Origin of the sequence: Tardiphaga sp. 862_B3_N4_1 (assembly GCF_051811085.1) — a bacterium.
GTDB classification, from domain to species: Bacteria; Pseudomonadota; Alphaproteobacteria; order Rhizobiales; family Xanthobacteraceae; genus Tardiphaga; species Tardiphaga robiniae.
This window is the reverse complement of the sequence record NZ_JBPWQB010000001.1, coordinates 908804-933874: the sequence shown is the minus strand read 5'-3', so window position 1 is coordinate 933874 and position 25071 is coordinate 908804. Positions and strand designations below refer to the sequence as shown.

The window sequence follows — 25071 nt, the reverse complement described above, 5'->3', positions numbered from 1 at the left end:
TTGGAGCGATCAGCCCGGCTTGTTGGCCGCCGAGGCATCCCGATAGGCGGAGCGATTCAGCACACGGTCGAGATAGGGCGTCGCGCTGTCGCAGATCGCTACCTGATAATCGATGGCCCAGGTCAGACACGTGGTCAGCAGGATGTCTGCGGTGGTGAACTGTTCACCCAGGAGATATTCCCGCCCGTCGGACAGCGCCGCATCGACGTGCTTCAACTGCTTCCTGAAATACTCCGCAGCCTGGGCGACAACGCCCGGTGCATCACCATAGATGTGAGACAGTCCCTTGATCTGCCCATGCCGCCTCATGACGTACAGGCTCGTGGAATCCAGCTCGGTGACGATGAAGAAACACCATTCGAGCCACTTCGCGTAAGTCTCGGAGTCTTTCGGAATGAGGGAGGCGGCCTGGTCGGGATAGGTCTTGGCTAGATAGGCGATGATCGCAGCGCTCTCGCCGATGACGAGCGTGTGGTCCTGCAACAGCGGCACCTTTTGCCGGGGATTGAGGGCCGTATATTCCGGCGTTTCGGTCTCCCCCGTCCGCGGCAGGATCGGCTTTCGGGTATAGGGAAGCTTCAATTCATGAAGCGCCCAGTGAGGTCGGATGGTCCGGCTGGTGCCAACGCCCCACAACACGAGTTCCGGGTTCATCACCATTTCTCCGCAGCCGGCCGAAGATCGAGCTCATGCGTCCATCCGTCTCGCTTCTGCGCATGGGCGAACCAATAGGCTTCCGCAATCGACGCCGTCGTGGTGAGGCTGTCGGGCTGACGGGCGGCAGGATCCAGGCCACGGCTCCTCATCCGCTCATGGATCGCCTCACTGTCGACGCCGGCATCGATCAGCAGGTGCACGACGTGGATGTTCTTCGGTCCGAGCTCTCGCGCCATGGCCTGCGCAACGGCCCGCAGACCGAATTTCGCTGCCGAGAAAGCGGCAAAGCCGCTGCCGCCGCGCATGCTGGCCGTCGCGCCGGTGAACAGCATCGTGCCGGCGCCGCGCGGCACCATATGCTTCGCTGCCTCACGTCCCACCAGGAAGCCGGCATAGCAGGCTAGTTCCCAGGCCTTGAAGAACAGCTTCCCGGTCGTTTCGAGCAGTGGCTTCTGCACATTGGATCCGGCATTGAACAGGCACACCGCGATGGGGCCCATCTCATCTTCCACCGTCTGGAACAGCCGCTGCACCTCCTCCTCGTTTCGGGCGTCGATCGATCTGGCGTGGACATCGTGGCCCTGCGCGCGCAGCTCCTCGACCAGGCCCGCAGACTTTTCAGCATCGCGCCGCGCGATACAGATCGCGTATCCCCCCTGTGCAAATCGCCGTGCGACGGCCGCACCAATTGCATCCCCCGCTCCCACCAGGAGCGCCACCTGCTTCTTGTCAGTCATGTCAACGTCCCTCGCCTTCAATTCGGACGACCTTCGACAGGGTCATCTCGGTGATTGCCGCATCGTCGAAGCCAAGATCTCGCAGGATCTCCCGACTATGCTCGCCAATGCGTGGTGCCGGCCCGCCGATGGCCGCCGGGCGCTCTTCGAACCGGGCCGCCGGTTTCGGCTGACGGACGCGGCCGACGGACGGCTGCTCCAACTCTTGGATGATGCCGCGCGCCACCACCTGCTCGTTGGCGACGATCTCGCTACGGCGCAGCACCGGTGCACATGGCACGTCCGCGGCGTCCAGCCTGGCAAGCCATTCGGCCGTGGTCCGGGTGGCGATGTATTCCTGCATCTTGTTGATGCGCGCGGTGGCATTGACCGAGCGCCCCGCAGGCGTCGCGAACCTCTCGTCCTTGACGAGCTCAGGGTCGTCGGTGGCGCGGCAGAAGCCCTGCCACTCGGAATCCGAGATCGTGCCTGCGGTGATATAGCCGTCCGCGGTCTTGAAGATCAGATCGGGGCGATCATTAGGATCCGGCGACGAGGCCTCCGCGCCGACGACGGTGTGTTGCATCATGCCTTCAGGCCACAGGAACGACAGCATGGCGTCCAGCATCGCGACCCGAATGTGATCGCCGCGTCCAGTCTTCTCGCGCGCATAGAGCGCCGAGGACACGGCCTGTGCCGTCAGCACTGCCGTCGTCTTGTCCGCGACGATGGTCCGTATCATCTGAGGTCGGTTGGTGCCGGCCTGCGACTGGATGTCGGCGAAACCCGATAGCCCCTGAACGATCGGATCGTAGACGCGTTTCTTGGCGTACGGCCCGGTTTCACCAACCCCGCTGATCGAAACGTAGATGAGGCGCGGATATTGCGCCCGGAGTTCGTTGGCTCCCAACCCGAGACGCTCCATCGTACCCGGGCGAAAGTTCTGCACGAGGACATCGGACTGGGCGATGAGCTTCTTGACAATCCGCGCACCGGCTTCGCTTTTGATATCGAGCGAGATCGAGCGCTTGCCTCGGTTCGACGAGATGAACAGCGCCGAGAACTGCCCGGCCTTGTCGATGGCGGCCCGGCTGCGGCGCGTGATGTCACCGCCCAGCGGCTCGATCTTGATGACCTCAGCGCCCTGGTCCGCCAAGAACATGGTTGCAAATGGACCCGACACGACGCTGGTCAGATCAAGTACGCGAACTCCCAAAAGAGGCCCTGGCATGCGTTCCATTCCCACTGCATTCGGCGCACGACGCACCGTTGAGTGGATCTGTTAGAAGAACGCGGGCGACCAGGCTTGCCAGATAGTGCCGGATCTACGTGAAAGCGACATTGCTTTCCGACTTTGCTAATGCCGCACCGCGGCGCGAAAGCCCGACGGACAAAGACCAGTGTGCTGTTTGAATTTCGTCGTGAAATGTTGCGAATGGCTGAAGCCAACTGCAAGGCCAATTTCCGTCAGCGAACACTTCTCACTAATAAGAAGGTATTTGGCGCGCTCAATGCGCCGACCGATGACATACTGATGCGGGGTATCGCCGGTACTTTCGGAAAATGCCCTAATGAAATGTCGAGTGCTCAATCCGACCAGCGAAGCCATCTCCATCAATCCGATCGACCGACCGAGGTTTTCCTCGACGAACTCGGAGATCCTTTTAAGATTGCACTGGGTGAGACCACCTCGGTTGCCAAGCGGCGTCTTGGTGCCGCTCAACCGCTTTAGAACAGCGAGTGTCTGGATTGCCCACCCCTCTGCCATCATCGCATAGACATCGTCGTCATGATGCGGCTCGCTGCACAGTTCTTCCAGTCCGAAGGCGATTGCGGGGTTATCGAACCCCAGTCTCGGCGCTGCCGCAAAGCTTGGAAGTCGTTCCGATATGAACGTCTGGTCGAAGAACACGACTGTATAATCCGACTTTGCCGATGTGACGGTGAATTCGCCGTCGATCTCCAAGCCAGCCGGATAGACGGCCAAGTTGCCGGCAAGTTGCTGGTCGAACGACTGACCATCCATCTTGCCGCGCAGCTTCCGCGCACCCCTCCTATAGAAGAAGAGCGCTAGTTCTGGCTGCTTGAAATGCCATTGAACCTGCTTCGACACGTCCCTGCGGAAGCTTTCAATCCGGATTACGGGCGTGCGGACGACGGTGTTAGACAGCACGCGACCGCCGACGATCCTGATGAATTCTCCATTCTCGGATACATTGCTCATGCGACTGTCTCCCCTGCGCGTCGATGCACAACTCGCTCGGCAACCGCAACGCCTGGATGGCTCGAGATGAGGATGCTGTTTCCACGCGACCGGGCACAACATCGCTCCGTCGGAAGTCCATCGGACTTCGCGGACAGACCGCGCATCTATTTCCTCCCGACGGTCATTCAGCTGACCGTCTTTGACAATCGGCTCAAGCGGAGACGATCCTGCCTTGCAGCCTCTTGCCCGAAGATTATAGTTCTATTTTAGAACTGTCAATTTTCGAACAGTGCACGACGGGGGGACTCTTCATGACGATCTTGACGCCGGTTTCGGTCGAAACGGGAACGGACGAATTGCTTTGTCATATCGACCGTCGGGTCGCCGTGATCACGCTCAATCGCCCGGCGGCCCGCAATGCGCTGTCGGACAAACTCACACCCGCCCTGCGCCGGATGATCGCATACTGCTCGACCGACAATGGCATACGCGCGGTGCTGATCACCGGCGCCGGCGAGGCTTTCTGCGCGGGTGGCGATGTGAAAGGCATGGGCGACCGCAGCAGCACAGACGAACTAACCTTTGGTCAGAAAGTAACGCGCCTGATCGAACGTCAACGCACTTTGACCGGCGCGCTGTTCGAGATGCGGAAGCCGACGGTCGCGGCCCTTCCCGGTGCGGCTGCAGGCGCAGGCCTCTCGCTCGCATTGGCCTGCGATATCCGCATCGCAGCTGAGCAAGCATTCGTCAGTACGGCCTATGCCAGACTCGGGCTGAGCGGCGACTACGGCATCGCCTGGCTACTCACGCGAACGGTGGGAGCCGCCCGCGCAAGAGAACTGATGTTGTTGCCCGACAGAGTCGATGCACAACGCTGCGAAACTATGGGATTATTCAATCGGATCGTGGCCGCCGACAGGCTTGCCGAGGAGGCGTTCATGATCGCGTTGAAATTGGCGAATGGACCCACAAAGGCCTACAGCGCCATGAAAGACAACCTGGACGAGGTGCAAAACGTCGGCTTTGCCGCATCGCTAGACAAGGAGGCCGAGCGGCTGGTCCGCTCCGCGCAGACCGAGGAGCATCGCGAAGCCGTCAGAGCGTTCGTCGAGAAGCGTCCAGCGGTGTTTCGGTGAGCGCAGATGGCAGACAATACGCGTTGCCTGAGATGCCGTTACCAGATGTCTTTAGATCGACACTGCAAATACGACGACGGGGTCGAGGTGAGAGTCTACCTATGCAAGATCTGCACGTATATTCACGTCGAGACCGCAAAACTCGACGACGCTCATAACTGGCACGGCGTGCACTACGTCATTTGACGCCGACCACTTTTCGTTCACCTGTTCACCGCTCTTCCACATCTAACTGTACACCACCGCGAGTTCGACGCTGATACCGAGGATGTGCGACGATGTAGACCTACACCAGAGCCGCGACCGACGTCGCGAGCAATGAAGTATGGGTCCAGCTTACAATCGCCAAGAATTAATCGCACGGCAGGCTATCGCTAGTTGAAACCAACGTGTTGATGCTGTGCGGCCATCCGAGCGGCAACGATGCCACGAGGGAGATTTCGTGGGTCAACGATGTCCGCTTTGCGCCGGGAGCTGACGTTCGCTCGTGGGCGCTTACGCTACCGCGCGCTGTAGGCGATGCAGCATGTAATCGATCTCCTCGCGCGCCTTCGCTGACAGTGCGGAACCGGGCTTGCGTTGGGCGTCCGACGCCAGAAACCCGCGCTTCATCATCACATACTTCCGCACGGCAAGGCCAACGCCCTGCTGCTGCTCGTATCGCAAGAGCGGCAAGTGCGCATCGAACAGATCATGCGCCTCGTCGCGCTTGCCGGCCTTCTGCAGCTTGACCAGCTCGACGAGCATGTCAGGGAACGCGTAGCCGGTCATCGCGCCGTCTGCGCCGCGCTCCATTTCAAAATCGAGGAACAGTCCGCCATTCCCGGTCAGAATCGAGATCGGCCGCAACGACCCTTCAGCCTGGAACGCACGCAGCGTCGATATCTTTTCAAGACCCGGCCAATCTTCATGCTTGAGCATGACGCAGGACGGGTTCTCCTGGACGATCTGGCGGATGACTTTCGGCGTCATCTGCACCGACAGTGTCAAAGGATAGTCCTGGATCACGAACGGAATGTCGGCGCCGATTGCCTCAATAGCCTGACGATAATAGCCTATGATCTGATCGTCCGTGCGCAGGCTCGGCACCGGAGCAATCATCACACCCGCCGCACCGTTCTCCATCACAGTCCGCGACAGCGCACGCATCGCGGCGAATCCGGGTGCCGAAACGCCGACGATCACCGGCAGTTTTCCGAAGCCCTTCACGAAATGCTTAGCAATCGCGATCGATTCCTCGGGCTCGAGCTTCGGCGCCTCACCCATGATGCCAAGCACCGTGACGCCGGTTGAGCCAGCCTTGAGGTATCCGTCGATCAATGTGCCGAGCGAGGCCTCATCAAGACGACCATCGGGATGAAACGGGGTGGGGGCGATTGGGAAGACGCCAGAGGCGGTTGCGTCGAGAGCCATGATTTGATCCTTCAGATGCTAGTAATGAGACCACCATCGACGCGGATGACCGAGCCGTTGACGTAAGATGCGCGGGTGCTGGCGAGAAAGGCGACCACATCAGCATATTCTTGTGGCTCACCATAACGGCCGGCAGGAATACTGGCGGTGCTCTCCGCAGACACGTCCTCGACGGAGCGGCTTTCACGCTTTGCCTTCTGCTCGTCCAGGAAACGGATGCGACTGGTGGCAACCCGGCCTGGAAGCACGATATTGGCTGTGATGCCGTCACGTCCAACTTCGCGGGCCAGCGTCTTCGACCAGCCCACGAGTGACAATCGCAGTGCATTCGAAATGCCGAGATTGGGAATCGGCGACACCACGCCAGACGATGTCGATGTCACGATACGTCCCCATTTGCGGGCGCGCATGCCGGGCAATACGCGATCGGTCAGCGTGATGACCGACAGCACCATCTGCTCGAAGCTCCTGCTCCACAGTTCCGGGTCCTGCCCGGCAGCAGGCGTCGGCGGCGGCCCACCGGTATTGTGGACAAGGATGTCGATGGGGCCGAACGCTGCCTCGATGGCACTGACGCGCGCATCCATCGCGGCACGATCGGCCAGATCGAAAGCGGCGGCCATCGCGTCGCCTCCATCCTGCTTGATCTCCGCGACGACACGATCGAGCGCGGCCGCGTCGATGTCCGCAAGCGCGACACGCGCGCCTTCACTCGCCAGCGTCTTCGCGATAGCGCTTCCAAGGCCGCCACCGGCGCCAAGCACCAGCGCGACCTTGCCCTGAAGTCCGAGATCCATGTCCTGTCCTTTGTCGAAATGCTGAATCGATATGCGTGTTGGCCTGTCAGTCCGGCCCTAGATTTGGGCCGGGCACGGCCACGCGTTGCAGGTAATCGGCCTTGCTGGAGTGCATGTGCTCGACGCAGAGCTGCGATAGCGCCCAATTGTCGTTGCCACGCAGCAGTGAAATCATCATATCGTGCTGCTGGATCGACACCTGCAGCCCGTTGTGATCGGCAAGGTTCTTGGCACGCATGGGCAGTGTCAGGCCCATGTAATCCTGCAGCGATCGCACCAGATACGGGTTTCCGCACGCCGCAAACAGAGCGATGTGGAACGCGTCATTGGTGTCGTGAATGCCGCGCAAATCGCCGCGCTCGGCATACCGCACATATTCTGCTTGAATGGCTTCGAGCTCCATGATCAGCGACGCCTTGGCTGGCAACGGGATCATCAGTGCGGCCTGGCGCGTGAGCATCTCGCGCACTTCATAGATCTGCTTCACCTCGGCCGTCGAATAGGAACGCACCGTCGCGCCCACATTCTTCTCCCTCTGGACGATGCCGGTATGCTCGAGATGCACCAGCGCCTGGCGCACGAAGTGCCGCGAGGCGCCATAGCGTTCCATCAGGTTGTCTTCGATCAGCCGCGCGCCGGGCGGTAATCGGCCAAAGATGATATCCTCTTCGACACGTCGGATGATCTCGGCCTGTTCATCGGCGCGCGACGCAATTTTGGTGACGGTCATCTGGCATTGCCTCGAGATGCTTCGCGCCCTGACAACCGGTAGCAATCCTCGACAAGGCGTAGGGTTTGCAGATTGTCCGCGGGAGAGGTCTCGAAAGGCGCTCTGCTTTGCAGCGCATCGATGAAATGCGCGATGGTCGCATCGTAGGAACCCTGATAGGTCGCAGCTAGATCGTAGGCGCGGATCTCGCTTTGCGCGCCCGTCAGCTTCAGCTGCGTACCTTCGAGCCGAATTGAGCCAATCGTGCCAAGGATTTCGAGTTGATCGGCCTGCGATATCGGCGCGCCATGAGCTGCAAAGCTCGCGAACAACGACACACCGGCGCCGCCGCGGGATCGCATCTGGATCACGGCACCGTCTTCACCCGCAATATCCGGACATGTTTGGGTCAGCGCCGCCGCGATCACATCCAGCGGGCCTAGCAGCATGCGCAAAGTATCGAGATGGTGAATTAGCACTTCAGCCACCAGCATGCGGGACTCGCCGCGCATGAACGGCTGGCGCTCGATCGCAGGATATTGGCCGTTTGCATCGGGAATCGTGCCCGATGTCAGCAGCGTCAGACGGGCAGCTGTCACCGCCCCGATACGACCGTCCCTGATCCAGGATGCGGCATCGCGATAGTATGCACGAAAGCGCCAGTTCTCATGCACCATCAACCGGATGCGACCCTCGACATCACGAGCCAACGCCTCGGCTTCTGCGAGTGTCGGGGCGAGCGGCTTCTGGCAAAGCACCGGCAGACCACGATCGGCGACGAGGCGTACCAAAGGCGCATGGAAGGCACGCGGCGCAGCAATATCGACCGCATCGAGTTCACATGCCGCCAGCATGTCTTCCGCGCGCGAAAAGCATTGCGCGATACCGAACTGCCGGGCGCGCGCAGCAGCATTCTCCGACGAGGGATCGGCGATCGCGACGACCACGGCACGCCCCGCGAGCTTCTGCCATGCCAGCAGATGATATTGCGTGACCCACCCCGCACCAATCAATCCGATCCGCAACGGCTTGCTCATTGCCCGATATCCCGACGCTTCTCGCCGATGACGGCCCGGCCCGTCGTTGCGTCAAACACGAAGACCGCATTGACCGGGAAATACAGATCGACGGTCTCGTCGATGGCGACAGGCACATGACGCGGCAATCGCGCCGTCCACTCCACGCCGGGTTCGATTTCGACCAACAGCAAGGTTTCCGCGCCCAACGGCTCCACCGCGATCGTACGCCCCCGCACATGGCCCGCAGGCTCGCTGCCTAACGCCGCCTTGTTGATATGCAAATCCTCGGCGCGCACGCCGATTGTCACTTTTTGGTCTACCAGCTTTCCCAATAACTGAGGCGACCAGCGCGTCAGCGCCGTCTCAAGGCTCTGGCTTCGTGCCACAGAGCTTTCATTGGCCGAAGCGACAACCGCCGTCGCCAGATTCATCGGTGGCGATCCCAGGAATCGGGCGACGAACGTGTCCGCCGGCTCCCAATAGACGTCGAGCGGCGCGCCGATCTGAGCAACGCGACCGGCATTCATGACGCAGATCCGCGTTCCCATGGTCATGGCCTCGACCTGGTCGTGGGTCACATAGATCATCGTCGATCCCAGCCGCTTGTGCTGCTTGATGATCTCGCTGCGGGTGTTGACGCGTAGCGCGGCGTCGAGGTTGGACAGCGGTTCGTCGAATAGGAACACCATCGGCTCGCGCACCATGGCGCGCCCGAGTGCGACACGCTGGCGCTGGCCGCCGGACAGCGCGCTGGGCTTGCGCGTCAGCAGCGGCGTCAGACCAAGAATATTCGCCGCATCCTGCACCCGGCGTTCGATCTCGGCAGCGGCGAAATTGCGCCGGCGCAGGCCGAAGGCGAGATTGTCCGCAACGCTCATATGCGGATAGAGCGCATAGGACTGAAACACCATCGCGATGTCGCGATCCTTGGCCGGCACCTGATTGACTACGCGATCGCCAATCGAGAGCTTGCCGGAGCTGATCTCTTCCAGGCCCGCGATCATGCGCAGTGTCGTCGACTTGCCGCAGCCTGAGGGCCCGAGCAGAACCATGAATTCGCCGTCGCCGATATGAAGATCGACCTTGTCAACGACCACCGGACCTGTCGGCCCATATTGTTTGGAGAGTTTGTCGAGGGTGACAACGGCCATGGCTGCCTCTTATTTGATTGCGCCGGCAGTCATGCCGCGAATGAGTTTCTCTGAGAAGAAAACGTAGACGATGATCACCGGAATGACGGAGATCATGACGCCGGTGGCGATCATGCCGATGTCCTGGAAATGATCGCCCATGAAGGCGCGAATGCCGACCGGCAGCGTGCGCTTGTCAGGATCGGTGATCAGCACGACGGCAAACAGAAATTCGTTCCAGAGCTGGATAAAGTTCAGGATCAGCGTAGTGGCAATCGCCGGCATGCCGATGGGCAGCACGATGCGCCGGAAAATTTCGAGATCGCCGTAGCCATCGATCTTGGCGGCGTCGAACAGATCCTGCGGAATGCGCGCAAAGAACCCTTCCAGCAGATAGATTGTCAGCGGCAGCTGCAGCGACACATAGACCAGCGTCAGCCCGAGCAGGCTGTTGTAAAGATTGTAGTCGACCAGGATCTGATACAGCGAGATCAACGTAATCTGCGGCGGGAAAATGATCGACGAGAACAGGATGCCGTAGACCAGCCGATTGCCGCGGAAACGATAGCGCGCCAACGCATGCGCTGCTGCGGCGCCAAGCAGCGTCACGACGGCGACGGCGCCCACCACGACAATCGTGGAATTCCAGAAATAGGTCGCAAAATCGGAATCGACCCAGGCGATCCGGAACTGCTCCCAGTGGAACACTTTGGGCCACGCATAGTGGTCGGCGCTGATTTCGGCGGTGGTGCGCACCGACATCGTGGCGAGCCACAGGAACGGTCCCAGCGTGTAGATAGTGTAGAGGCCCAGCACGAGAGCGAGCGCTCCGCGGCTGAAGAAACGCGGCAAAGGTGCGCGTTCCGCAAGCATGGCAGCCACGATCAGTACTCCAGACGTTCGCGGGTCGCCAGAAGGCGATTGAGGATGATGACAGCGGCGCAGACCACCACGAACCACACCGACGCGATGGCGGAAGGATATCCGAGATCAAAGGTGTTCCAGTTGAAAGCACGCTTGTAGACGTAGGTGGATACGGTTTCGGTCGCCCATAGCGGGCCGCCCTGGGTCATGATCCAGACCAGATCGAAGATCTTCATCTTGCCGATGAAGGCAAGAATATAAAGGTTCAGCAAGGTCGACCGCAGCATCGGCACAATGACGTAGCGCAGCTTGGCGCCCCAGCCGCAATTGTCGAGTTCGGAGGCTTCTAGTACCTCGCGCGGCAACGAATGAATCGCCGCGAGACAGACCACCATGTTGAAGCCTGCCCATTTCCAGGCATGGGTCACGATGAGTGCGCCGAGCGCTAAATTTGGATCACCGAGCCAGGACGACGCCAGTGCCCCAAGCCCGACGGCGCGCAGCATGGCGTTGAGGATTCCCCAGTCGTAGTTGAATATCCACATCCAGAGGATCGCGACGACGACGTAGGATAGAAGGACCGGAGTGAACCACGCGACCCGCAGGAAGCGCGCGGCAGGAACGCCCGCATATAGCGCCAGTGCGAGCAGCAGGCCTGTCACAACATCGAGCACGGGCGCGATGAACGACCAGATGAATGTGTTCCGCACCGACACCCAGAACGTCTCGTCGGACATCAGCGCGCGATAGTTATCCAGGCCGACGAAGGTCGCATCGAGACCTTCAATGGTGAAGAAGCTGTCATAGAAGGTTCGAAACGCCGGATAGGCGGTCAGTCCGATATACACCGCCAAAGCCGGCGCCAGAAAGACGGCCAGCACCCACCAGCTCGCCCGGCGCGGATCGGCCAGCGAGGGGGCTGCGTGCTGAGCCCCCTCCTCGGCAGCGGATGGAATGCTGATCGATGTCATTGTTAGTACTCAGCTCTTGAAGCAGGCGCTGTCCATCTTCTCCGCGGCTTCCTGAACGCTCAGAAGGCCAGCCGGAAAAGCGTTGTTCATGACCTGGGTGTAGGTCTCCGCACACTTGGCGCGGTAATACAGCAGAGGCGTGCCGAAGAAGTATTTGACGTTCTTGTTGCGTGCGTTGAGCTCCGCAAAGTAGTCCTTGCGCGGGCTGTTGATCTTGGCCGGGTCGGATTTCAGACCGGTCTGCAGCGAGACCTGCTCCATCCACTTGGTGCCATTCTCGACGGTGGCCATGGATTTCATCAGCGGACCGGCGCAATCCTTGTTCTTGCTCTTTGAATACATCACGAAGCTGCCGGCGACGGCGAGCGTCTTGCAGTCCGGACAAGCGCCCTTGTCCATTGCCGGAAATTGCATGATGCCGAGCGGGAAATTGGCCGGCATGCCACCACCTTCCGGTGGCGCAAAGGCGCGACCCGTGAACCAGCTCGGATCCGGGAAGGTCAGCGCGCCCGGCGTGTTGTAGAAATAGAAGTGGGACTCACCGAGCTTCAGCGTGGAAAAACTCTTCGGATAGGCACCGGCATCGACCAGCCCCTTCATCCAGGTCATGACTTCAACGACGCGCGGATCCTTGAACGACAGCCCACCATTGAGCAGCTTGCCATAGTCCTCGATACCGAGCTTACGCAGCAGCGACTCGAACAGAAGCAAGCCACCCGGGAACGGACGATCGCCGACGCCCTGCGACACCGGGGTGATGCCGGCGGCAACGCCCTTCTTCACCAGATCGGTGAACTGCTCCTGCGTTAGCTGGAACGACGCCGGCACATCCACGCCGACCTTCTTGACCGCGTCCTTGTTGTAGTAAAGCTCGACCGTATAGGCCTCGACCGGCAGGCCGTAGACCTTGCCCTTCGATGTCCAGGCCGGTTTCGACCAGTCCTCGTACTGCGCCAGATCGACATAGCTATCCAGCGGTTCGAGGAAGCCTCCGGCGAGAAATTCCGGCTGATCCGGTTCCATGTAGAAAATGTCGGGCGCCTGCCCGGTCCGCACCGCTGATTTGGCCTGGGTGTAGAGATCCGCCTTCGGGATAAAGCTGAGCTTGACCGAGCACTGCTTGTTCGCAGCCTCGAAGTCCTTCACCCGCGTCGTCACCCAATCCTTCTTGGCGGGCTCGTCGGGCCAGTTGCTCCACATCGTGATCTGCGTGGCCTGCGCAAAAGCGGGAGCAGCGCTCGCGATGGTAGCCGCCGCGACAACCGCAGCCAGTCCAATTCTCCGTGCCGTCATGGTGATCTCCTCCGGATGTCTGTTTTTTATTGGGCCGGACCCTGGAACAGGTCCAGTCATATTGTCAATAATAAATATCCAATTGAGTGGTATTAGCGATTATATCCGCCGTACCCAATCAGATTATTGACAATTCAAACGACGCCGGCGATGTAACGAAGAAAATCGGCTTTGGTGGCCGCAGGGGAAACGACATGTCCAAAGGGCTTCGCAAAGGGCTGACAAACTATGGCGACGCGGGATTTGCGCTATTTCTGCGTAAGGCGTTCATCAAGGCGATGGGCTATTCCGACGATGCGCTGGAGCGCCCGATCGTTGGAATCACCAACACCTACAGCGACTACAATCCGTGCCACGGTAACGTCCCTGCCATCATCGAGGCGGTGAAGCGCGGCGTGATGCTGGCCGGCGCGATGCCGATGGTATTTCCGACCATCTCGATCCACGAAAGTTTTGCGCACCCCACCTCGATGTTCCTGCGCAACCTGATGGCCATGGACACCGAGGAGATGATCCGCGCGCAGCCGATGGACGCCATCGTGGTCATCGGCGGCTGTGACAAGACGCTGCCGGCCCAGATCATGGCCGCGGCATCCGTCAATCTGCCAACGGTTGTGATCCCCGTCGGACCCATGGTCGTCGGTCATCACAAGGGTGAGGTGCTCGGCGCCTGTACGGATTGTCGCCGCCTCTGGAGCGCGCACCGCGCCGGCGAGATCGACCCCGAGGAAATCGAGATAGTCAACGAGCGCCTCGCGCCCTCCGTCGGCACCTGCATGGTGATGGGCACCGCCAGCACAATGGCCTGCGTCACGGAAGTGCTGGGCCTGTCGCTGCCGATGAGCGCGACCATCCCTGCCCCGCACGCCGAACGTTTCCGTCTCGCCGAAGCAAGCGGCAAGCGCGCCGCCGAAATGGCGGTAAGCGGCGGACCACGTCCCTCGGAATTGCTGACGCCTGCGGCTTTCCGTAACGCCACCGTTGTCATGCAGGCGATCGGCGGCTCTACCAACGGCATCATCCATCTCACCGCCATCGCCAACCGGACACCGCATGGCTACGACCTCGACATGCTCGACGAGATCGGCCGCATTGCGCCCGTGCTGATCGATCTGAAACCGTCAGGTGCGCACTACATGGAGCATTTCCATCACGCTGGCGGCGTGCCCAAGTTGCTTGCAGAACTTGGCGACCTTATCGATGGTAGTGCGCCCACCATCGCAGGCAAGACGCTGGGCGAGATTGCGGCCGAAGCTGAGATCGTCCCCGGTCAGGACGTCATCCGGCCGCGCAGCAATCCGATCAAGGCCGAAGGCTCCATGGCCGTGCTGTACGGCAACCTCGCGCCCGGCGGCGCGATCATCAAGCGCTCGGCTGCGACGCCCCGACTGCTGCAGCACACCGGCCGCGCCGTGGTGTTTACCTCTGTCGAGGACATGGCACTACGGATCGACGATCCCGATCTGGACGTAACGGCCGAAGACGTTCTGGTGCTACTGAACACCGGCCCCAAAGGCGCACCGGGCATGCCGGAAGCGGGCTATTTGCCGATCCCAAAAAAGCTCGGCCGACAAGGTGTGAAGGACATGGTGCGCATTTCAGATGCCCGCATGAGCGGCACTGCATTTGGCACCATCGTGCTGCATATTACGCCCGAATCCGCGGTGGGCGGTCCGCTCGGGCTAGTTCGCAACGGTGATCAGATCAAGCTTGACGTTGATGCGCGGTCCATCAGCCTTCTGGTCGATGAATCCGAACTCGACGGGCGCCGCGCAGCACAGTCAAAGGTTCATCCAAACCTGCCTGAACGTGGCTACGCTCGCCTGTTTCAGCAGACAGTGACCCAAGCCGACGAAGGCTGCGATTTCGACTTCATGATCGCGAAAAAGACGTAAGATTTTACCTCGCGATCACGCATCGCCTGCAATCCGCCTTTACAAACGGATACTATCAAAGATTGCGTTGGCCCACTCCCGTGAGCTCTGAGAATGTCCGCTCATCTTGAGAAGAATGACTTCAACCGTCCGTTCATAATGCGCCGTAAGCAAGCTATCCATCCCAGGCTCGTATCAATGTCCGCTTTGCGCCAGGACCGGACCTTGTCTGACCCAGGCCAGTCCACTGCTCAATGCCGAATTATCCTGAGTTCAAGCAAGCAGCATTTTCGTCGATACTGAAAGCCGGTTGGAAGCAACGTCTTATTCTGATGAAACAATGGACCAATTTGTGCCCATTGTAAGCCGGCCAAACAGGGCGCGAACCTTGTTGTCGAGCTCGCGGATCAATCAGCGACTTCTGCTTCCAAGACGTCCCCTTGCCTTCGGCCGCCGTCAGAGCGTCGAGTTGCTCGGTAACGACCAGGCGATAGGCCGTGATGTCGATGGAAGAGCTTCGAAAACGCGGCAGTGGTCTCATAGCCGACAGAGGTCGCAATCCGTGCAATCGCCTCGTCGCTTGCTTCGAGTAAAAACGCGGCCTCCGACATCCGGCGCGCGATCAGGTAACTGTACATGGACTGGCCGACGAGCTTGGTGAAGCGAGCTGAAAACGCCGAGCGACCTAGCCCAACCCGCTGCCCGAGGTCATCAAGAGTCCAGGGCCGATCCGGTCGTTCGTGGATCAACCGAAGTGCCGGTCCGATGTGCGGGTCCGCCATCGCGCCCAGCCACCCGCCTTCTCCGGGACCAAGCGACTTGATCCAGTTTCGCAGAACCTCGACGAAGAGCACTTCTGTTAGTCGTGACAACGCGACGCCCTGGCCGGGACGCTCACATGCCGACTCGCTCACCATGCGTCGCAGAATCGCCTCGAGCCACGCGCCATCCTCCGTGGGCTTCAGGAGAAGCACGGGCGGGAGTAAGTCCAGCACGCTGCCGCGTGAGGGCCGCGCCACGGTGAACTTGCCGCAGATCATCGTCGCATGCGGCTGCGCGTTGCCGCCGTGACGAACGACGCCACGATCCGCGGCCGATCGATCGAAGTCGAGAACCGAAAATGGCGTCGTTCGGCGATCCGAATAAATCACATGGGGCTCGCCCCGCGAGATGACAACACAGTCGCCCGCGTTCATGCGGAGTTCTGATCCCTGTTCGAGCGCGAGGGTCGCTGAGCCACGACTGATATAATGAAACATGGCGTACGGGCGTTGTGGCAACGCCAGATTCCAGGGATGGCCGAGCTCGAAGTGGAACAGCAAAGTCCCCCCGAGGCGCACGCGGTCGAGTACTTCGGCGAGGATGTCCATGGCGGCGATGCTAATCTCGCGGACGATCCGACGCAATACTTGGACGATTGGGCTCTACCGTCCGAAACATCTTCATATTAGGTCCTGCCGAAGCGCGCGGACGCATCGTGCAGTCATCCATCTGCCGAAGGGCAGATGGATGATCCGCGACTTTGCTGAATCGCCTGCCATCCCCGACCTCGCGTCGTTCGTCATCCAACAGGAGCCATTCATGCGAAATCTTCTGCTTTCAACCGCCGCCGTCCTCCTGGCCGGAGCGGCATTTGCCGCCTCCGCCCAGTCGGCCGAACTGCCCAAGGGGGCCGCTCACAACATCGTGCTCGTCCATGGCGCTTTCGTCGACCAGACGAGTTGGCAGCCTGTTGCCGACATCCTCACCAAGAAGGGCTACAACGTCACGCTCGTCGAAAATCCGCTCACCTCCCTTGCCGCTGACGTCGATGCCACCAAACAGGCCTTGGCGAAGCAGAACGGCAAGACCGTTCTCGTTGGCCATTCCTGGGGCGGCGTGGTCATCACGGAAGCCGGCAACGACCCCAAGATCTCGGCGCTCGTCTACATCTCCGCTTTCGCGCCTGACGTGGGACAATCTCTGGCGGACCTCGCCAAGAGCGGTCCCGCGACCGAAGGTGGTGCGGCGATTCATCCGGACGACAAGGGCAACCTCTACATCGATCCCAAGGTATTTCCGTCGGCCGTTGCGGCCGACCTTCCTCCGGAGATCGCCGCGCACCTGGCTAACTCGCAGCTTCCATTGAATCACGTTGCATTCGAGGCGCCCGTCGACATTGCAGCCTGGCGCGACAAGCCGACATTCTATGTCATCAGCACGAAGGACAAGGTGATCGCACCCGAGGCCCAGAAGTTTTTCGCCGGCAGGATGAAGGCTCAGACGACGGAAGTCGCCGGCAGCCATGCTTCGCTCGTTGTTCATGCGAAGGAAGTCGCGGCGGCGATTGAAAAGGCCGCGCTGGTGAAGTGACAAGACCGCTCCCGGCACACGCGTGCCGGGAGCGCTGCACTGGTCCCTCACTTGATTACTTCGTGCCCAGCATCCGGAGGATGACATGACTGCACTCGACATCACGAGCGAGGACGCCACGCTTGAAGCGGCACCCACCCGCTACATCGAAGGCCGCGGAATCCGCTTCGCCTATCGCCGCCTCGGCCCATCGACCGGAACGCCGCTGGTGCTTCTGCAGCATTTCTCGGGCAACATCGATGCGTGGGATCCCGCCGTCGTCAACGCTCTCGCCGCCGATCGCCCTGTGATCGCCTTCGACAACGCCGGGGTCGGTCGCTCGACCGGCCAAACGCCCGACAATGTCGCGGCGATGGCACGCGACGCGGTCGCCTTCATCAACGCGCTTGGCATCTCTGAAGTCGACCTGCTGGGCTTTTCTCTCGGCGGATGCGTCGCCCAGCAGATCGCTGCCGAGCACGGACGGCTCGTCCGCAAGCTCATCCTCGTCGGCACCGCGCCCAAAGGCGGAGAGGAACACCTGTTAGCGGTTCTCCAAGAGGCGTTTTCCCAAACCGATGCACCCGACCCCCGCCTGCCGCTGTTCTTCACGACGTCGCCCGCCAGCCAATCGTCCGGCCTGGCGTTCCTGAAGCGGACGCAGGTGCGTAAGGACGATAGGGACACCGATAACGGCAGCGCGGTCACCGATCCGCAGGCTAAGGCGCTGATCACTTGGTGCGCCACACCTGATCCCGAGCACGCCATTCTGCACGCTATCCGCCAGCCCACTCTTGTGGTCAGCGGTAGCCACGACACCATGCTTCCCGCGAACAATGCCTACGCAATGTTCAAGGAACTCAGCAACGCGCAGCTGGTCCTCTATCCCGATTCAGGCCACGGCGCCCTGTTTCAGCACCACGAGATCTTCGTCAGTCACGTCCGGACTTTCCTGAACGCGTAACCGGCAGCCGCATGATCCCCGGCGAGAGGTCGATGCGATCATACGCACTTTATCCATGAGAGTTATTTCGGAGGACAAAATGAGAATCGAGGTCGAACGTTTCAGCCTTACGAGCTCAAAGCCATTCGATGCTGTCGTGGCCGCGCTCAAGTCGGCTGTCGGCCAGCCCGACATAGTCGAATTTTTTAAGTCGTCGAGGGCGGCAAATTCCTTCCTGGAATTGGAGCGCATTGTGCATAGCGGGCTTGGCCGCACGGGTTTTATGCTTTTCGCTGAATTCGACTTAGGCGCGGTTCTGCGTCGTGAGACCGGTTCCAAAATGCCTAACAGCATGCGGTTTTTGGTGGGAAATCCACTCATCATGAAAGAAATGGTCAAACACGTACCCGATGCTGGATCTTACGCCCCAGTTACAATCCTCATTGATGAACGTTCCGATGGCGTGCATCTCTCCTATGACAGAATGGAGAGCTATCTCTTGCCATATGGCAGCGCAGAAGCACTCGCCGTCGCCCGCAACCTCGATGCGAAAATCACGACCTTGCTGCGCGAATGTGCAAGCTAAAACGTCCTGTGATGTTTCGGTCGGTGGAAGTGAGCGTCGCAAAAGCAGCAATCGCGCAGCGCGAGAACGACGCGAGCGAGACGAATGGCCATTAAACCAGGAAGAGAATTCCGAACATGTACAAGAAACTTCTTGCCGCCCTCACCGCGACGGCTTTTTCATTGGCTGTCACGGCTGCTCCCGCCGTCAGTGCTGAGCCGCTGGATGCCACGACCCTTAACACAATCAAATCGCAGTTCGGCAGACTCATGGAATTGGCGAACAAGCACGATTTCAAGGCTTTGCATGAGATGTTCTGGCAATCGCCCTCGACCTTGTTGGTGGCAAAGAGCGCGATCCCGTCCGAGGGAAACTGGGCCGGCTTTTGGGGCAACGAAGCTATTGATCAAAAGCTGCATGACATCGGTAGCTCCGGTCCGGTCGTGCTGGAGCCCGATTATTCGAAGCTCAAGATTGTCGGCCTAACGCGCGACGTAGCAGAGTCCTATGTGCCGATGAACATCACGGTCTCATATGCGGGACAGGATGGAACAGCCAGGCCATTTCTGATGATCATTAATTGGCTTCGCGTCGGGAAGGACTGGAAGGTCGCTTCTGAGATTATTCTGCCCGTACCGCCGGCACCCGCTGCGAGGGGCTAGTGCGCGCGGCACCTGCGCGACATCTCGTCGAAAAGCTCAGGTCGGCAACGACCCACTCTTCGGGCATCTGCGGTAAGCATTTTAGGTATCCAGTGCCCGCTTTGCGTCAGGAGTGGTCACAAGCAATCTACAAAGGGAACTGTCGACGCGTCGACACTTCCCCCGACACCTGCATCCAGAACGACGACTCGCGGCCACGATGTCGTGAGAATCGAGTTGTCAAATTCAGCCGAGATGGCTCACGAATTTTGTTCTCAAGTAAGCATTAAGTCCCTCAACACCTCCCTCGTGCCCGTAACCTGAATCTTTTACGCCGCCGAATGGCGTTTCCGGAAGAGCGATACCAAAGTGATTGATCGATACCATTCCGTGGTCGAGTCCGTCGGACACCTTGGTCGCAGTTTTCGCGTCCTTGGTGAAGGCATAGCTCGCAAGACCGAACGGCAGGCTATTGGCGCGTTCCAGCACTTCATCGGCATCCTTGAAGCGTAACATCACCGCGATCGGGCCAAATGGCTCCTCGTGCATAATTCGCGCATCGGCGGGGACATTCGTCAGTACAGTCGGCTCGAAGAAGTTGCCGGAATTGCCAACGCGCTTGCCGCCCGTTTCGACTTTAGCGCCCTTCTCCTGGGCATCGAGCAGAGTCGCTTCCATCGCATTGACTCGCCGCGGATTGGCGAGCGGTCCCATTTTGCTGTTAGGATCGAAACCGTCTCCGACCGTAGTACCGCGCGCAAGGTCCGTGAATTTGGCAACAAACTTGTCGTAGGACTTTTCCTGAACAAAGAAGCGCGTCGGCGAAACACAGACCTGGCCCGCGTTGCGATATTTCATGCCGGCCAGAAGCGTGGCAACGCCATCGGTCTCGGCATCGTCAAAAACCAGCACGGGCGCGTGGCCGCCAAGCTCCATGGTCGTGCGCTTCATATGCTGTCCGGCAAGCGAGGCCAGATGTTTGCCGACCGGGACAGACCCCGTGAACGATATCTTGCGGATCGCCGGCGAACTGATGAGATATTCCGAGATCACGGCCGGAACGCCGTAAACCAGATTGATCACGCCGGCGGACACGCCGGCCTCTTCGAAACATTTCACGAACTCGATCGGCGAACCCGGTGTTTCCTCGGGGCATTTGATGATGATCGAGCAACCGGCGGCAAGCGCACCGGAGATCTTCCGAGCAGCCTGCAGCACAGGAAAATTCCAGGGTGAGAAGCCCGCCACCGGACCGACCGGCTCCATCATCACCATGTTGCGGACGTCGTCGGCGCGCGCCGGAATGATGCGGCCATAGGCGCGGCGGCCTTCCTCGGCGAACCATTCGATGACGTCGGCCGAGCCCATGACTTCGAGCTTCGCCTCAGCCAGGAGCTTGCCTTGCTCAAAGGTGAGAATGGTGGCGATCTGCTCGACCCGCGCGCGCACCAGATCGGCCGCCTTGCGCAGGATCTTGCTGCGCTCGAAGGCGGAGACGCGTCGCCAGGTGTTGAAGCCGGATCGAGCAGCGGCGATCGCCTTGTCGAGATCGGCCTTTGACGCATGCCCGAGTTTGCCGATGGGCATATTCGTGGATGGATTAATCACGTCCTGGTAATCGCCCGAAGTCGGCTGGGCCCATGCACCGTTGATATAATGCGGGAGCGTATCGAGATATTGTGGCTGCATGGACTAAATCCTGTTCCAGATTTCGGTTTGTTGTGAATTGAGTTGCAAGTCTATTCAGGGGCCAACACACCGAGGTACTGGCGGACATCAGGCTGGCTCGTGAGGTCATCAAAATGAGCATAATTGGTGACGGCTCCACCACTGACGAACAGGAAACGCTCGCAGATCTCCTTGAGGATCGTCAGCTGAAACGTCGCCGTCGGGTGCAGGCAGATGAAAACGAGCCGCTTCTCACTGCGCAGCTTGCGGAAGAAATCCAGCATGAAGCCGATATAGCCATCCTGGGTATTGAACTGCGGTTCGTCGAACAGATGAACGAGCGGATAGGCGCTTGCAGCCTGCTCCATCGTGAAGGACGGCCTGGTCTTTCTGAACTGACGGACCTGATAGGACTGATGGTAATGAATCGCGAGACGATCGCGCTGAAGATAGCGAACGCTTTGCATGTCCTGACCGGCAACCATCACACGCCCTGCCGACGGCACGTTCGATCCCGCGATCATCTCGAATAGCGTGGTCTTGCCGGCGCCGTTTGGCCCCATGACGCCCACAATCTCGGGCTGCATGAAGGCGCGATCCACATGCAGTTGAAACGCGGGCTCCCGGTCAAGCAAGCCGCGGCGATAGATCTTGTTCACGCTCTCCAGCGCAAGTAGCGGCGTCTCGCTCATTACAGCCCTCCCAGAAGCTTGCGCTTGAGTCCGGGATCTGCAGTCAGTGCAGCCGCGTCCCCTGCCCAGGCAACATGTCCCTGCGAAAGCACAACAACCCGATCGGCGACGCCCAGCGCGACATCGGCATTCTGTTCGACCACGATACTGGCAATGCCGGCCTGCCTGAGGCGCCGGATGACAGCCATCACGTCGTCGACGATTTTCGGTGCAAGGCCCTGGCTCGGCTCGTCGAACAGCACGAGACCGGGTGAACCGAGCAACGCGCGGGCGATGGCCACCATCTGCATCTCGCCGCCGGACAAAGTCTCGGCCTCACGCGCCATCAGATATTTGAGCGGTGTGAAAATCTCGGTGACTTCTCCGAGAGACCATCCTCGAAAAGTCGTGCGCTTTTCGCCCAACGACAGATTTTTCGCCACGGTGAGTGTCGGACAGAGGCGACGGTCGTCCGGCACCCAGCCGATGCCCGCACATGCGATATGATGCGTCGCGCTGGCCGCGATCGATTTTCCCTGAAAACGGATGTCGCCCCGGCGCGCGCGCGTGAGACCTAGGATGGAGCGAAGCACCGTGGTTTTGCCCGCTCCGTTGGCGCCGAGCAGGGCAAGCACCTCGCCTGCGCGCACGGACAACGAGACCGAAAACAGCGCCTGCGTCTCGCCATAGAAAGAATCGATACTGGATACATCGAGCATCAGTTGAGCCGCCCCAGGTTGGAAGCCTCGACCCAGGGATTCGTCTTGAGCGCGGCCGGCGCGCCGCGCGCGATCACCTGCCCCCAATGAATGACGGATATCTCATCGGCCAGCGAGAACAGGAATTCCATATCATGTTCGATGATGACGATGGTCAGATCGCCTTTGAGCTGAAGGATAAGATCGGCAAGTCGGGCGCGCCCGTCGCTACCCAGACCCGCGGTCGGTTCATCGAGAAAAAGCAGCTTAGGACGACAGGCCAGCGCGACGCCGATTTCGAGCGCGCGGCGTGCGCCATAAGAGAGCGACTTGGCTTCATCGTCGGCGCGTCCTGCGAGACCCACCTTTTCGAGAATGCCGTGAGCTTCGTCGACCAGCGCGGTGTCGGCATATGCCTGAGCAATCATGTCATGTCCGCGCCGGCGCGTAGCCGGAAGCGCAATGGCTATGTTCTCGAACACCGTGAACTCGTCGAACAGGTTCATCAGCTGGAACGACCTTGCGATGCCGAGCCGTGCGATATCCTGGGGACTTTTCCCGGTGATGTCGTCTCCCTGCCACAATACCTGCCCGCGATTGGGCTTGTAGCGGCCGGTCAGCACGTTGAAACAGGTCGTCTTGCCGGCGCCGTTCGGCCCCATGATGCCGGACAACTGGCCGGCTTCAAATGCAAGCGAGACGCTCTCGAGCACGACGCGATCGCCGAATCGCAGATGCAGATCTTTGGCTTCAAACAGTGGCATGGCTCACCTCGCCTGCGATTGCGGTGCGGCGGCAGGGCGCGGAACGATCTTGTCTCGTCCGTTCATGACGCCGGCAAATATGCCGGCGATCCCCTCCGGCTTGAAAAGCACGAGGACAACAAACGACAGGCCGAACCACAGCATCCACCCTGTGGTGAATGATCCGATGACGTCGCGTGCAAGAAAGAAGGCCACGGCACCGATGACGGGCCCCCAGAACGAGACAAGTCCGCCGCCCACCAGTGTCATCATGACGACATAGCCGGAATAGTGCAGGCTCATCACGTCCGGGAAGGCGGAAGTCTGTGCCATCGCGAATAATCCGCCCGCGAGTCCGGATAAGGTCGTGGATACAACCAGGACTGCCGCCTTGTAGCGCCAGACGTCGTAGCCGACGAAACGAGCACGTGTTTCGTTCTGCTTTATGGCCTTAACCACCCGCCCAAAGGGGGAATGCACGAGCCGCCACAGCAGGAACGAGACGACAGCGAAGACCGCGAGCACGAAGTAATACAGCGCTATGTTGCTGCCGAGGTTGAACGTGGTGATGCCAAGCGAGGCGGGTAGCCTCTCAATCTTGAGCAAGCCATCTTCGCCCCCAGTTATGCGGTGCGCCTTGATCGCGATGAACCAGAAGATTTGCCCGAAAGCGATGGTCATCAACGCGTAATAGATGCCTCGCCTGTGCGAGATGAAGAGCGCCACAAAAGCGCCCGCTATTGCGGCTGCACCTGCCGCAACCGCAAGACAGACCCACAGGTTCGGCACGATGTTCGATTGCGCCAGACCGAATGCGTAGGCACCAATCCCGAAAAATGCGCCATGCCCGAACGACGGCAATCCCGCATGACCCAGGACCAGATTGTAGGCCAGAGCATAAAGCGCAAAGATCAGGATCTCGACCCCGAGATACTGATAGAGACCGACTCGCTCGATCCAGAACGGAACGGTTGCGAACAGGATCCACGTAACGAGCATCGCGGGCGTGAAGCTGGGAACCGTACGGGCTGCCGCCATATCAAGCCTCCAACACACTTTTCTTGCCGAACAGGCCTCGTGCGCGGAACGTCACGACGACAATTAACAACAGATACATGGACAGCATCGACCATTCGGAGGCATAGGCACCGGACAGCCCGACCACCATGCCGACCAGGAGCCCGCCCAACGCAGCCCCCCAGAAGCTTCCGACGCCACCGAGCACGATAATGAGGAATGCCGGCACAACGGCATCGACTCCCATATGCGGCCGGATTCCCCAAAGCGGCGCCATGATCACACCGGCGAAAGCCGCGAGCATCGTGCCAAGGACGAACACCCAAACCCGCAGCCGCGTCAGATCGATGCCGAGTGCCTGGACGATTTCGCTGTCATGGGCGCCAGCCTTGACCATCGCACCGAAGCGCGTGCGTTCGACGATGAACCAGACGGCTCCCATGGCCATGATCGCCATGCCGGCCGCCCAGAAGCGATAGGTCGACCAGATCAGATCGAGCATGATGAAGCCGCCGGACATGTCACGCGGTACCGGCATCATGTAGTCGCGCGTGCCCCACACCACGCGGATTAACTCTTCCAGCACCATAGCAACACCGAAGGTGAGCAGAAGCCCATAGAGCGGATCGCGCCCATAGGTGCGGCGCATCAGTCGCTCAAGCACAAGACCAAAGGGCGCAACCAGGATCGGAGCCACCACAACTGCTGCGGCAAACCGCAAGCCAAGCGGCACGCCCGCCCACGCGGTCAGGACATCCTGCGGCAACGGTAGCTTCGCCCGGCAAATGGCGTAGGCGAAGTACGCCCCGAGAGCGAATAACGAGCCATGAGCAAGGTTGATCTGCTCCATCAATCCAAGGATCAGCATGAAGCCAAGTGCAATCAGGGAAAATAGCAAGCCGAGCGCTATACCGTTCAGCAAATGCGGAAGGAGATTGAGAAGCGACATAAGCGTTCATCTATTCCAATGAGCGAGCACGAGCGCCCGGAACGTGCTCCGGGCGCTCAC

At 60.1% G+C, this 25071-nt stretch carries 25 protein-coding genes; 6 read left to right on the top strand and 19 right to left on the bottom strand.

The window, feature by feature from the left end; genetic code table 11:
- Positions 1 to 9: 9 nt before the first annotated feature.
- The 4 genes from AB8B02_RS04350 to AB8B02_RS04335 all read right to left on the bottom strand — a co-directional run bounded on the left by AB8B02_RS04350 (position 10) and on the right by AB8B02_RS04335 (position 3597).
- On the bottom strand, positions 10 to 654 hold the full coding sequence (locus AB8B02_RS04350; protein WP_439063228.1) for a glutathione S-transferase family protein: 645 nt from the start codon (positions 652 to 654) through the stop codon (positions 10 to 12).
- Positions 654 to 1394, bottom strand: coding sequence for an SDR family NAD(P)-dependent oxidoreductase (locus AB8B02_RS04345; RefSeq protein WP_089267535.1), 741 nt, complete (start codon positions 1392 to 1394; stop codon positions 654 to 656). The genes AB8B02_RS04350 and AB8B02_RS04345 overlap by 1 nt, the downstream gene beginning before the upstream one ends.
- Position 1395: 1 nt before the next feature.
- On the bottom strand, positions 1396 to 2604 hold the full coding sequence (locus tag AB8B02_RS04340; protein WP_439063227.1) for a CaiB/BaiF CoA transferase family protein: 1209 nt from the start codon (positions 2602 to 2604) through the stop codon (positions 1396 to 1398).
- A gap of 126 nt (positions 2605 to 2730) precedes the next feature.
- Positions 2731 to 3597 (bottom strand): AraC family transcriptional regulator, encoded by an 867-nt coding sequence (locus AB8B02_RS04335; RefSeq protein ID WP_309946839.1) that lies wholly within the window; start codon positions 3595 to 3597, stop codon positions 2731 to 2733.
- A 299-nt stretch (positions 3598 to 3896) separates the two neighbouring features.
- Here AB8B02_RS04335 and AB8B02_RS04330 point away from each other — a divergent pair, with 299 nt between their 5' ends.
- Positions 3897 to 4715, top strand: a complete 819-nt coding sequence (locus tag AB8B02_RS04330; RefSeq protein WP_439064584.1) for an enoyl-CoA hydratase-related protein — start codon at positions 3897 to 3899, stop codon at positions 4713 to 4715.
- A gap of 495 nt (positions 4716 to 5210) precedes the next feature.
- Here AB8B02_RS04330 and AB8B02_RS04325 read toward each other — a convergent pair whose 3' ends face one another.
- The 8 genes from AB8B02_RS04325 to AB8B02_RS04290 are packed head-to-tail and all read right to left on the bottom strand — an operon-like array spanning position 5211 to position 12911.
- Positions 5211 to 6128, bottom strand: coding sequence for a dihydrodipicolinate synthase family protein (locus tag AB8B02_RS04325; protein WP_439063226.1), 918 nt, complete (start codon positions 6126 to 6128; stop codon positions 5211 to 5213).
- A gap of 11 nt (positions 6129 to 6139) precedes the next feature.
- On the bottom strand, positions 6140 to 6925 hold the full coding sequence (locus tag AB8B02_RS04320) for an SDR family oxidoreductase (protein WP_439063225.1): 786 nt from the start codon (positions 6923 to 6925) through the stop codon (positions 6140 to 6142).
- A gap of 46 nt (positions 6926 to 6971) precedes the next feature.
- The gene (locus AB8B02_RS04315; RefSeq protein ID WP_093760894.1) at positions 6972 to 7655 is read right to left on the bottom strand and encodes a GntR family transcriptional regulator; all 684 of its coding nucleotides are present in this window, start codon (positions 7653 to 7655) and stop codon (positions 6972 to 6974) included.
- A complete protein-coding gene (locus tag AB8B02_RS04310) occupies positions 7652 to 8671 on the bottom strand; it encodes a Gfo/Idh/MocA family protein (RefSeq protein WP_439063224.1) in 1020 nt (339 codons plus the stop codon). Before AB8B02_RS04310 ends, AB8B02_RS04315 begins: the two co-directional genes overlap by 4 nt.
- Positions 8668 to 9804 (bottom strand): ABC transporter ATP-binding protein, encoded by a 1137-nt coding sequence (locus AB8B02_RS04305; protein ID WP_439063223.1) that lies wholly within the window; start codon positions 9802 to 9804, stop codon positions 8668 to 8670. Before AB8B02_RS04305 ends, AB8B02_RS04310 begins: the two co-directional genes overlap by 4 nt.
- A gap of 9 nt (positions 9805 to 9813) precedes the next feature.
- Positions 9814 to 10656: a carbohydrate ABC transporter permease gene (locus tag AB8B02_RS04300; RefSeq protein WP_175368247.1), complete on the bottom strand. Its 843-nt coding sequence runs from the start codon at positions 10654 to 10656 to the stop codon at positions 9814 to 9816.
- Positions 10657 to 10667: 11 nt separating this feature from the next.
- Entirely contained in the window at positions 10668 to 11618 is a 951-nt protein-coding gene (locus AB8B02_RS04295) for a carbohydrate ABC transporter permease (RefSeq protein WP_439063222.1), read from the bottom strand.
- Positions 11619 to 11627: 9 nt separating this feature from the next.
- Positions 11628 to 12911: an ABC transporter substrate-binding protein gene (locus tag AB8B02_RS04290; RefSeq protein WP_439063221.1), complete on the bottom strand. Its 1284-nt coding sequence runs from the start codon at positions 12909 to 12911 to the stop codon at positions 11628 to 11630.
- Positions 12912 to 13105: 194 nt separating this feature from the next.
- Here AB8B02_RS04290 and AB8B02_RS04285 point away from each other — a divergent pair, with 194 nt between their 5' ends.
- The gene (locus AB8B02_RS04285) at positions 13106 to 14806 is read left to right on the top strand and encodes an IlvD/Edd family dehydratase (protein ID WP_439063220.1); all 1701 of its coding nucleotides are present in this window, start codon (positions 13106 to 13108) and stop codon (positions 14804 to 14806) included.
- 386 nt (positions 14807 to 15192) lie between these two features.
- Here the strand turns inward: AB8B02_RS04285 and AB8B02_RS04280 are convergent, their stop codons facing one another.
- Positions 15193 to 16155: a cupin domain-containing protein gene (locus AB8B02_RS04280; RefSeq protein WP_439063219.1), complete on the bottom strand. Its 963-nt coding sequence runs from the start codon at positions 16153 to 16155 to the stop codon at positions 15193 to 15195.
- A gap of 211 nt (positions 16156 to 16366) precedes the next feature.
- On the opposite strand from AB8B02_RS04280, the gene AB8B02_RS04275 reads away from it, so the two are divergent.
- From AB8B02_RS04275 to AB8B02_RS04260, 4 genes are all read left to right on the top strand, one after another.
- Entirely contained in the window at positions 16367 to 17137 is a 771-nt protein-coding gene (locus tag AB8B02_RS04275; RefSeq protein WP_439063218.1) for an alpha/beta hydrolase, read from the top strand.
- Positions 17138 to 17222: 85 nt separating this feature from the next.
- Complete coding sequence (locus tag AB8B02_RS04270; protein WP_439063217.1) at positions 17223 to 18080, top strand: alpha/beta fold hydrolase; 858 nt, start codon at positions 17223 to 17225, stop codon at positions 18078 to 18080.
- A 79-nt stretch (positions 18081 to 18159) separates the two neighbouring features.
- Positions 18160 to 18645: a DUF302 domain-containing protein gene (locus AB8B02_RS04265; protein WP_439063216.1), complete on the top strand. Its 486-nt coding sequence runs from the start codon at positions 18160 to 18162 to the stop codon at positions 18643 to 18645.
- Between the two features lie 116 nt (positions 18646 to 18761).
- Positions 18762 to 19286, top strand: a complete 525-nt coding sequence (locus AB8B02_RS04260; RefSeq protein ID WP_439063215.1) for a hypothetical protein — start codon at positions 18762 to 18764, stop codon at positions 19284 to 19286.
- A gap of 225 nt (positions 19287 to 19511) precedes the next feature.
- On the opposite strand, the gene AB8B02_RS04255 is transcribed toward AB8B02_RS04260, so the two are convergent.
- The 6 genes from AB8B02_RS04255 to AB8B02_RS04230 are packed head-to-tail and all read right to left on the bottom strand — an operon-like array spanning position 19512 to position 25011.
- Positions 19512 to 20954 (bottom strand): NAD-dependent succinate-semialdehyde dehydrogenase, encoded by a 1443-nt coding sequence (locus tag AB8B02_RS04255; protein WP_439063214.1) that lies wholly within the window; start codon positions 20952 to 20954, stop codon positions 19512 to 19514.
- Between the two features lie 50 nt (positions 20955 to 21004).
- Entirely contained in the window at positions 21005 to 21625 is a 621-nt protein-coding gene (locus AB8B02_RS04250; protein ID WP_439063213.1) for an ATP-binding cassette domain-containing protein, read from the bottom strand.
- The gene (locus AB8B02_RS04245; protein ID WP_439063212.1) at positions 21625 to 22323 is read right to left on the bottom strand and encodes an ABC transporter ATP-binding protein; all 699 of its coding nucleotides are present in this window, start codon (positions 22321 to 22323) and stop codon (positions 21625 to 21627) included. The genes AB8B02_RS04250 and AB8B02_RS04245 overlap by 1 nt, the downstream gene beginning before the upstream one ends.
- Positions 22323 to 23066 (bottom strand): ABC transporter ATP-binding protein, encoded by a 744-nt coding sequence (locus AB8B02_RS04240; RefSeq protein ID WP_439063211.1) that lies wholly within the window; start codon positions 23064 to 23066, stop codon positions 22323 to 22325. Before AB8B02_RS04240 ends, AB8B02_RS04245 begins: the two co-directional genes overlap by 1 nt.
- A 3-nt stretch (positions 23067 to 23069) precedes the next feature.
- Entirely contained in the window at positions 23070 to 24083 is a 1014-nt protein-coding gene (locus tag AB8B02_RS04235) for a branched-chain amino acid ABC transporter permease (RefSeq protein WP_439063210.1), read from the bottom strand.
- Position 24084: 1 nt separating this feature from the next.
- A complete protein-coding gene (locus AB8B02_RS04230; protein WP_439063209.1) occupies positions 24085 to 25011 on the bottom strand; it encodes a branched-chain amino acid ABC transporter permease in 927 nt (308 codons plus the stop codon).
- Between the last annotated feature and the right edge of the window lie 60 nt (positions 25012 to 25071).